At 68.2% G+C, this 7989-nt stretch carries 10 protein-coding genes, 2 tRNA genes and 1 pseudogene; 9 read left to right on the top strand and 4 right to left on the bottom strand.

Features of this window, described 5'->3' with window-relative positions:
• Nucleotides 1–254: pseudogene (locus IJH84_RS00745) on the top strand (hypothetical protein); the annotation flags it as partial.
• Between the two features lie 18 nt (nt 255–272).
• On the opposite strand, the gene IJH84_RS00740 reads toward IJH84_RS00745, so the two are convergent.
• Complete coding sequence (locus IJH84_RS00740; RefSeq protein WP_200068967.1) at nt 273–713, bottom strand: Lrp/AsnC family transcriptional regulator; 441 nt, start codon at nt 711–713, stop codon at nt 273–275.
• Between the two features lie 74 nt (nt 714–787).
• Between IJH84_RS00740 and ddaH the strand changes: the two genes are divergently transcribed.
• Nucleotides 788–1645, top strand: a complete 858-nt coding sequence (gene ddaH, locus IJH84_RS00735) for a dimethylargininase (protein ID WP_295138980.1) — start codon at nt 788–790, stop codon at nt 1643–1645.
• A 133-nt stretch (nt 1646–1778) separates the two neighbouring features.
• Here the strand turns inward: ddaH and IJH84_RS00730 are convergent, their stop codons facing one another.
• A complete protein-coding gene (locus IJH84_RS00730) occupies nt 1779–2693 on the bottom strand; it encodes a YceI family protein (RefSeq protein ID WP_295138977.1) in 915 nt (304 codons plus the stop codon).
• Nucleotides 2694–2999: 306 nt separating this feature from the next.
• Between IJH84_RS00730 and htpX the strand changes: the two genes are divergently transcribed.
• Nucleotides 3000–3884: a zinc metalloprotease HtpX gene (gene htpX / locus IJH84_RS00725; RefSeq protein ID WP_295138984.1), complete on the top strand. Its 885-nt coding sequence runs from the start codon at nt 3000–3002 to the stop codon at nt 3882–3884.
• A 49-nt stretch (nt 3885–3933) separates the two neighbouring features.
• Here the strand turns inward: htpX and rfbA are convergent, their stop codons facing one another.
• Together rfbA and IJH84_RS00715 are read right to left on the bottom strand one after the other, a co-directional pair.
• The gene (gene rfbA / locus IJH84_RS00720; RefSeq protein ID WP_295138974.1) at nt 3934–4815 is read right to left on the bottom strand and encodes a glucose-1-phosphate thymidylyltransferase RfbA; all 882 of its coding nucleotides are present in this window, start codon (nt 4813–4815) and stop codon (nt 3934–3936) included.
• Nucleotides 4816–5068: 253 nt separating this feature from the next.
• Nucleotides 5069–5560, bottom strand: coding sequence for a YajQ family cyclic di-GMP-binding protein (locus tag IJH84_RS00715; RefSeq protein WP_295138970.1), 492 nt, complete (start codon nt 5558–5560; stop codon nt 5069–5071).
• Nucleotides 5561–5685: 125 nt separating this feature from the next.
• On the opposite strand from IJH84_RS00715, the gene IJH84_RS00710 reads away from it, so the two are divergent.
• From IJH84_RS00710 to IJH84_RS00685, 6 genes are all read left to right on the top strand, one after another.
• Nucleotides 5686–5766, top strand: a tRNA-Tyr gene (locus IJH84_RS00710).
• A gap of 137 nt (nt 5767–5903) precedes the next feature.
• Nucleotides 5904–6185, top strand: coding sequence for a hypothetical protein (locus IJH84_RS00705; RefSeq protein ID WP_295138967.1), 282 nt, complete (start codon nt 5904–5906; stop codon nt 6183–6185).
• 2 nt (nt 6186–6187) lie between these two features.
• On the top strand, nt 6188–6541 hold the full coding sequence (locus IJH84_RS00700; protein ID WP_200068972.1) for a CopG family antitoxin: 354 nt from the start codon (nt 6188–6190) through the stop codon (nt 6539–6541).
• Nucleotides 6542–6651: 110 nt separating this feature from the next.
• Nucleotides 6652–6723 (top strand) — tRNA-OTHER (locus tag IJH84_RS00695).
• A 79-nt stretch (nt 6724–6802) separates the two neighbouring features.
• Complete coding sequence (locus IJH84_RS00690) at nt 6803–7036, top strand: hypothetical protein (protein WP_295138961.1); 234 nt, start codon at nt 6803–6805, stop codon at nt 7034–7036.
• 197 nt (nt 7037–7233) lie between these two features.
• Nucleotides 7234–7932 (top strand): maleylpyruvate isomerase family mycothiol-dependent enzyme, encoded by a 699-nt coding sequence (locus tag IJH84_RS00685; protein ID WP_295138958.1) that lies wholly within the window; start codon nt 7234–7236, stop codon nt 7930–7932.
• The last annotated feature ends 57 nt before the right edge of the window (nt 7933–7989 follow it).

Below are 7989 nucleotides of genomic sequence, written 5' to 3'. Positions count from 1 at the left end.
GGCCCCGGCCGGGCAAGCGGGGTGCCCCGGAATGGGCGCACGACCCGCAGGCCCAGGCCAACCGCAGGCGGGCGTCGCTGGCCGAGCCGCAGGAGCCGGAGCAGCAGGACGGCATGATCAAGGGGCACTTCGCCTCGCGGCAGTACCACACCCCGGACTCGCCGCAGTACGACCGGATCGTCGCCGAGGTGTGGTTCCGGACCACCGCCGATGCCGAAGAAGCCGGTTTCGAGCCGTGGGACGCCGAGGGCTGAGTTCCCGGCGCTGCCGTTTCACGGTTGCGGAGGCCGCTCCAGCAACCGCGAGAGCACGACCGTGGAGACCGTGCGGTTGATGAACTCCACGGCCCGCAACCGCTCCAGCGCGGTTTCCAGGTGGTGGATGTCGGCCGCCCGCAGGTGCACGATCGCGTCCGCCGGACCGGAGACGGTGTAGGCGGCCACCACTTCCGGCAGCGGTTCCAGCCCGCTGCGGATCCGATGCGTGGGCACGTTGCCGTGGCAGTGCACCTCGACGAACGCTTCGGTGCCCCAGCCCAGCGCCTCCGGATCGACCACGGCCGTGAACCCGCGCAGGATCCCCAGGTCCAGCAGTTTGTCCACGCGCCGCTTCACCGCGGGCGCGGAAAGCCCGACCGCCGTTCCGATTTCGGCGTAGCTCGCGCGCGCGTCGGAGACGAGCTGCGAAACGATTCGCTGGTCCAAGGAGTCCATGCGCAACATTCTGGCGCATGGAAAGCAATGCAGCGTTGTTGAATGCCGTCAAAGCCGCGTCTAGATTTCGCATCATGACCGACACAGCCGCTCTCGCGGTCACGCCCGTCCAGCAGCGCACCACCACCCGCCGCAGCTACGTGATGTGCCCTCCGGAGCACTTCGCCGTGGAGTACGCGATCAACCCGTGGATGGATCCGGACGAGCCGGTGGACACCGGCGTGGCGATGCAGCAGTGGCTCGAATTGCGCCGCACCTACCAGCGGTTGGGGCATTCGGTGCAGGTCAGGCCCGCGCACCCGGGTCTGCCGGACATGGTGTTCGCGGCCAACACCGGTGTCGTGATCGGCGGTCGCGCCCTCGGCGCCCGGTTCCGCGCCCCGGAGCGCGCCGCGGAGGCCGAGCACTTCCGCCGCTGGTTCACCGAATGCGGGCACCGCGAGATCGTGATGCCGTCCCGGGTCAACGAAGCGGAAGGCGACTTCGCCTGGACCGGCGGTCTGCTGCTCGCCGGGTCGGGGTTCCGCACGGAACCGGCCGCGCACGCCGAGGCGCAGGAGGCGCTCGGGGTGCCGGTGGTGTCCTTGCAGCTGGTCGACAGCCGGTTCTACCACCTGGACACCGCGTTGTTCGTGCTGGAGCAGGGGGCGCAGCCGCAGATCGCCTACTACCCCGAAGCGTTCTCCGCGAGGTCCCGCCGGGTGCTGGAGCGGCTGTACCCGGACGCGGTGATCGCCGACGAGGCCGATGCGTCCTGCCTGGGCCTCAATGGCGTCTCGGACGGCCGCAACGTGGTGCTGCCGCTGGAGGCGACCGGCCTGGCCGCGCAGTTGCGCGCACGCGGCTATGAGCCGGTGCTGCTCGACGTCTCGGAGCTGCGCAAGTCCGGCGGCGGCCCGAAGTGCTGCACGATGGAGCTGCACAGCTTCTAGTGAGGAGTCGCGTGCGGTGCCGGCTGCTCGGCCGCAAGCGTCTTCGCCGCTTCCCCGAACCCGCTCGCAGCGGCCCGCAGCCGCTCGCGTCTGCGAGGCGCCGACGGTTCCCCGCAACCGCCGGCGCGGGCGGTCACTCCTCCAGCACGGCCTGCACGCCGAGTTCGATGTCGATCGTGGAACCGACGATCGCGATGCCGGTGGACAGAGCGGTCTTCCAGTTCACCGCGTAATCCTCGCGGCGGAGCGTGGTCGTGGCCTTGCACGCCGCCCGCTGGTGCGGGTCGAAACCGGTTCCGGGGGCGTTCCAGTACCGCTGCCCGAGGTAGGCGGTGTCGAGCTGCACGGGACTGCTGGTGCCGCGCAGCGTGAACATCCCGTCGATCAGCCAGCGGTCCCCGCGCACCTGCTGGAACTTGCTGCTGGTGAAGTACAGCTTCGGGTACTTCTCCACGTCCAGGAAGTCGCTGGAGCGCAGGTGGTTGTCGCGCATGTCGACGCCGGTGTCGATGCTGTCCGCGTCGATCACCACGTCGATCCGCGAGTCCTCGAACCGCGGCGCGATCTGGATGCGGCCCTCGAAGGTGTTGAACCGGCCGCGGATCTTCGACATGCCCACGTGCTGGGCCACGAAGTGCATCTCGGTGTGCATCGGGTCGAAGTTCCACACCCCGGGCTGCGGCAGCGCGAGCGACTCGTCCTGTTCCAGCTGCACCCCGCCGAGCGAAGTGTGCTGGTTGACCCGCACCTCGATGCGGGTGCTCTTGCGCTTGTAGCCCCCCGCGTTGATGGAGATCTTGTGCTCCCCCGGCTGGACGGTGGCCAGGAACGACCCGTAGGTGTCGGTGTCTGCTTGGGCGATCACCTGGCCGAGCCGGTCGTTGATCGTGACGGTGGCGCCCGGCAGCAGCCTGCCCTGCTCGTCGTGCACCTGGCAGCTGATCACACCGCCGTCGAGGGGGGTTTCGGGAAGGTAGCCGGCGTTGCCCGCACCGGGGCGGGGCGCGGCGCCGTTGCTCGATCGGCGTTTGCGCAGTCTGGCGAACATCTCTTCGTTCCTTTCCGCTCTCCCGCCACCCCCCGGGCGGGAAAGTCGTGCGACTAGGTGGCGCGGGTCATGCTAGGCCCGGTCGATCTTGCGCATCCGGTCCCGTGCGGGCTGATCGTTCCGGTGCAGGTCAGCGTTGCAACGTGCACAGCGGACGAAAAAACTCCGGTTCCGCCGGCGGGTGGCCTGCGGCACGTCCCGATAGCGGAACTTCGCCCCCGCACCGCTCGTTTCCCAAGTGGACCCGGCGCTGGGCGCGGGTCGTGGCACGCGGCACCCGGAGGCGAAGGACGAGTGGGCGAGACCATGCGCGGACACGGATTCGGCGGGCACCTCAACGGTCTGAAGACCGCGGTGCTGCTCGGCGGCCTGAGTGCGCTGGTCGTGCTGATCGGCGGGCTGTTCGGGCGGGTCGGCCTCGTCGTGGGGCTGCTGGTGGCGCTGGGGATGAACGGGTACTCGTACTTCAACTCGGCGAAGCTGGCGTTGCGCTCGATGCACGCGCAGCCGGTCTCGGAGGCGCAGCAGCCCGCCATGTACCGGATCGTGCGGGAGCTGGCGACCTCGGCGCGGCAACCGATGCCGACGCTCTACATCAGCCCCACCAAGGCGCCGAACGCGTTCGCCACCGGCCGAAATCCGCGCAACGCCGCGGTGTGCTGCACCACCGGAATCCTGGAGCTGCTGGACGAGCGGGAGCTGCGCGCGGTGCTCGGGCACGAGCTCTCGCACGTGTACAACCGGGACATCCTGATCTCCAGCGTGGCCGGTGCGCTGGCGTCGGTGGTGACGTTCCTGGCGAACTTCGGGATGTTGTTCGGCATGTTCGGCGGCGACGACGAGGACCGGCCGAGCCCGGTGGCGATGCTGCTCGTCGCGCTGCTGGGGCCGGTCGCGGCCGCGGTGGTGCAGATGGCGGTGAGCCGCTCGCGGGAGTACCAGGCGGACGCGTCGGGCTCGGAGCTCACCGGTGTCCCCCTGGCGTTGGCCTCGGCGCTGCGCAAGCTGGAGCGCGGTACGCAGCAGGCGCCGCTGGCACCGGAGCCGCAGCTGGTTTCGCAATCGCACCTGATGATCGCGAACCCGTTCCGGCCGGGTGAGCGGATGGCGCGGATGTTCTCCACGCACCCGCCGATCAGCGACCGGGTGCAGCGCTTGGAAGGCATGGCGGGTCGGCGCTCGGCGCCATGATTCCGCCCCGGCGCCCTGATTCGGTCCGACGCCGCAGACCCGCTCCGGTTCAGCCGGTGGCGCCCGCGGCGCGCGCGATGTCCATGACGTACTCGCCGTAGGCGGATTTGGCGAGCTTGCTGCCCAGCGCGTGGCAGTCGTCGGCGGAGATGTAGCCCATCCGCAGCGCTATCTCCTCGAGGCACGCGATCCGCACCCCTTGGCGGTGCTCCAGCACCTGCACGAACTGGCCGGCTTCCAGCAGCGAGTCGTGCGTACCGGTGTCCAGCCAGGCGTAGCCGCGGCCGAGTTCGGTCAGCTGCGCCCGCCCGGCCGCCACGTACGCGTTGTTGACGTCGGTGATCTCGAGTTCGCCGCGCGCCGACGGCCGCAGCTCGCCTGCGATGCGGACCACGTCGTTGTCGTAGAAGTACAGGCCGGTGATGGCCTTGTTGGAGCGCGGCTGCTGCGGCTTCTCCACGATCGATCGGAGCTTGCCGTCCGCGTCGATCTCGCCGACGCCGTAGCGCTGCGGGTCGCGCACCGGGTATCCGAACAGCATGCAGCCGTCCAGTTCTTGGGCGCTGCGCTGCAACACCCGCGAGAAGCCCTGCCCGTAGAAGATGTTGTCGCCCAGCACCAGCGCCACCGGATCATCGCCGATGAAATCCGCGCCGATCACGAACGCCTCGGCGAGCCCGTTCGGCTGCGGCTGCTCGGCGTATTCGATGCGCAGCCCGAACTGCGAACCGTCCCCGAGCAGCCGCTGGAACAGCGGCAGGTCGACCGGGGTGGAGATCAGCAGTACGTCGCGGATCCCGGCGAGCATCAGCACCGACAGCGGGTAGTAGACCATCGGCTTGTCGTAATCCGGCAGCAGCTGCTTGGACACGCCCTGCGTCAACGGGTGCAGCCGGGTGCCGCTGCCACCGGCCAGCACGATTCCCTTCACCCGGCATCCCTCCAGCGCCCGTTCGGTCGCTCACCACCGTAGAGGAACCCCGACGGCCGGATGGCAGTTTCCACCAGGACTCGTTGCCGTGGGCGGGCAGAACTGGTGAAACGTTCAACCGCCCGCCGAGCGACACATCCCGCGGGGTCTCCGCATCCCACTCGGGGTGCTCCGGGCGGTTCCCGGAGCCTCGAACGCCCGGACCGGGTGCCGCCTGTCCCCCGAGCGGCACCCGGCCCGGGCGCGCGGATCTTCAGCGGAAGTTCTCGAACTGCAGCGCGACCTCGAAGTCCGACGACTTCAGCAGCTGGATCACGTCCTGCAAGTGGTCCTTCTTCTTGCCGGACACCCGCAGCTGGTCGCCCTGGATCTGGGCCTGCACGCCCTTCGGCGCCTCGTCGCGGATCTTCTTGGAGATCTTCTTCGCGACGTCCTGCTCGATGCCCTGCTTGACCTTGCCGGTGACCCGGTACACCTGGCCGGAGTTGGCGGGATCGCCGACGTCGAACGCCTTCACCGAGACCCCGCGCTTGATCAACTTCTCTTGGAACACGTCGAGCGCGGCCCGGCAGCGCTCCTCGGTCTCGGACTCCAGCGTGATCGCCTCCTGCCCGGACCACTCGATCTTGGTACCGGTGCCGCGGAAGTCGAAACGGTTGGACAGCTCCTTGCTCGCCTGGTTCAGCGCGTTGTCCACCTCCTGCCGGTCCACCTTGCTCACCACGTCGAACGACGGGTCTGCCACCGCACAACCTCCTGCTGACGTCAGTCACTTCGCCCGGCCACGCTACCGGCCCGCCCCCCTCGCCGAGCCGTTCGCCGCGCTTCTGTACCCTTGAGCCCGCAAGCCAGCAGGCGCTGGTTCGCACCGCCGGGTTGCCCGAGTGGCCAAAGGGAGCTGACTGTAAATCAGCCGCGCAAGCTTCAGAGGTTCGAATCCTCTACCCGGCACACCAGCCACAACGGCCCGGTGACCTGCACAGACAGGGCACCGGGCCGTTTTGTGTTGCCGCGCGGCCGTAGCGCCGCTAGGCAGGGCCGACGTAATGCGCTTGCATTGCGTAATGCGTTTGCATTACGCTGTGCCTATGGCTCAGTTCAAGGAGGTGAAAGAGAGCGAGAGGTCCGCACAGCACATCGCTCGGCATGGCGTGACGCTGAAAGAGACCCGAGAAGCCATCCTCGAACGTCCGCACTGGCTGGTCTCTGGGCGGGGCAACACCACGCTGATTTACGGACGCACCTATGCAGGGCGCTACCTGTTCATGGTGGTAGCGCCTGCCAACGGCCACCCTGGTGCGGCTTACATCGTGACCGCACGCGATATGACGCCGAGCGAGAAGCAAACGTTCCTGCGGAAGGCGCGATAACTATGACGGCAACGAAGAAAAAGGATCAAGGTCAAGCGAGGTCGACCGAAGAGCTCGATGAGCTGGCCGCCTACTACGACGCACATGACACCTCCGAAGAGATGGAACAAGGGCAGTGGGTCGAACCACAGCCGATGAAGACGACATCTCTGCGGCTTCCGGCCGATGTGGTCGAGGCGTTGAAGAAGCTCGCTCAAGCACGGGGGGTCCGGTACACCGCTCTGCTGCGAGAGATCGTTGAGCAGGCTGTGTATGAAACCCACTCGGTGCACAGCGACGAGCTAGCAGAGATTAACCAGCGCCTCGCTCGCATCGAGGCCGAACTCGACTCGAAACCCGCTACGACCGAGCGCTGACCCGATCAACCACCGACGGCTCGCGGGCACCCGGCCGTGGGCCGACCGCCGGGCGGAGTCGTCTGGCCGATCACCGGCCATGGCAACCTGTGCTCGGCCTTGACTGGCAGGCCAGGTGTGGTCAGGGAGCTGACTGTAAATCAGCCGCGCAAGCTTCAAAGGTTCGAATCCTCTACCCGGCACACCAGCCACGACGCCCCGGTGACCTGCCGAAACGGTCACCGGGTCATTGTGCGCTGTCCGACAAGGAAATCCGCTGTGATGGGTCTCGCGCGTAAACCCGCTGCACGTCCGTTGAGCGTCGTCCTGTCCGGTGTGGCCGTGTTCGTCGCGGGACTCGTGTGGTCCTTATCGGTCCACACTCCCGGCACGGGGGTTCACTTCGGAGCCGCAGCACTGATCACGATGGGCGAACTCGCCATCCTCATCGGGATCGTGATCGGAATCAGAGCGTTCATCACGTCACGCCGCCGCAAGGACACCGACGACCCCTGACTCCTTCGCCGGGAGTTCTGGTGGCACGGGGTCCGATCAGCAGGCTGCGGGAGGCTCCTGCACCGCTCTCGCGAACGGATTACTCGCTGATTAGCGAGCTCTCGCACCCCCGAGGCGGGGAGCATGGTCGCGGTGAGATGCCGGGAGGTCGGCGAAATCGGGCGCCGCCTCGGCGTCGAGTTGAAAGGCTCGGCGCCATGATGTTGCCGCTGGCCCCCGGTCGTTACCTCGACAGCATCGCCGTGGACGGCGCCGAGATCGGCCGGCTGTGCCGGTTGCACCCCGCGCAGACCGTGCCGAGTTGTCCGGACTGGACCGGGGCGGATCTGCTCGCGCACCTGACCGGTTTCACCCGCTGGCTGCGCGGCTTGTACGACGGGAAGGGCGACATCGCGGCTCCGGTTCCCGTTATCGATCCCGGGGCTTGCACGCTGGAGTGGGATCGGACTCTCGAGGAGCTGCTCTCGCTGCTGCGCGGGACCGATCCGCAGGCAGCGGTGCCGAACTGGTCGATCGGGCCGCAGACCGCGAAGTTTTGGCTGCGCCGCTGCGCGCAGGACGTGGCGATTCACCGCTGGGACGCGGCGCGGCTGATCAGTCGCAGTCCGGACCCGGTGCCTGCCGACATCGCGCTCGACGGCGTCGATGAGTACCTGCACGTGTTCATCGGCACCGCGTTCGCCGGTGGCGCGACACCCGAGGCGGAGGCCACGATCGTCCTCGAAATGACCGATCTCGACCGGCACGTCCGCCGCGATCTGCCGCGCCCGGGCCCGGTGACCACCCTGCGCGGCGCTGCTTCCGACCTGCTGCTCGGACTGTGGCACCGGCGTGACCCGCTGGGCCTGTTCGTCAGCGGCGACCGGGAGCTCGTCGCCGCGTGGCCGCGCATTTGATTCGGACGGGCGCCGTCAGCTTGGACTCGTATCTTGCCGGCAAGGTCTCGACCTGCG

The sequence above is a fragment of the Saccharopolyspora sp. genome, assembly GCF_017434145.1.
GTDB classification, from domain to species: Bacteria; Actinomycetota; Actinomycetes; order Mycobacteriales; family Pseudonocardiaceae; genus Saccharopolyspora_C; species Saccharopolyspora_C galaxeae.
The sequence above is the reverse complement of the archived record's forward strand: the minus strand, read 5'-3'. Positions and strand labels throughout refer to the sequence as shown.

Bases quoted from the DNA above. Each gene is read 5' to 3' on its own strand.
- IJH84_RS00740 (WP_200068967.1), bottom strand. From the start codon at position 713: ATGGACTCCTTGGACCAGCGAATCGTTTCGCAGCTCGTCTCCGACGCG.
- ddaH (WP_295138980.1), top strand. From the start codon at position 788: ATGACCGACACAGCCGCTCTCGCGGTCACGCCCGTCCAGCAGCGCACC.
- IJH84_RS00730 (WP_295138977.1), bottom strand. From the start codon at position 2,693: ATGTTCGCCAGACTGCGCAAACGCCGATCGAGCAACGGCGCCGCGCCC.
- htpX (WP_295138984.1), top strand. From the start codon at position 3,000: ATGCGCGGACACGGATTCGGCGGGCACCTCAACGGTCTGAAGACCGCG.
- IJH84_RS00705 (WP_295138967.1), top strand. From the start codon at position 5,904: ATGGCTCAGTTCAAGGAGGTGAAAGAGAGCGAGAGGTCCGCACAGCAC.
- IJH84_RS00700 (WP_200068972.1), top strand. From the start codon at position 6,188: ATGACGGCAACGAAGAAAAAGGATCAAGGTCAAGCGAGGTCGACCGAA.
- IJH84_RS00690 (WP_295138961.1), top strand. From the start codon at position 6,803: ATGGGTCTCGCGCGTAAACCCGCTGCACGTCCGTTGAGCGTCGTCCTG.
- IJH84_RS00685 (WP_295138958.1), top strand. From the start codon at position 7,234: ATGATGTTGCCGCTGGCCCCCGGTCGTTACCTCGACAGCATCGCCGTG.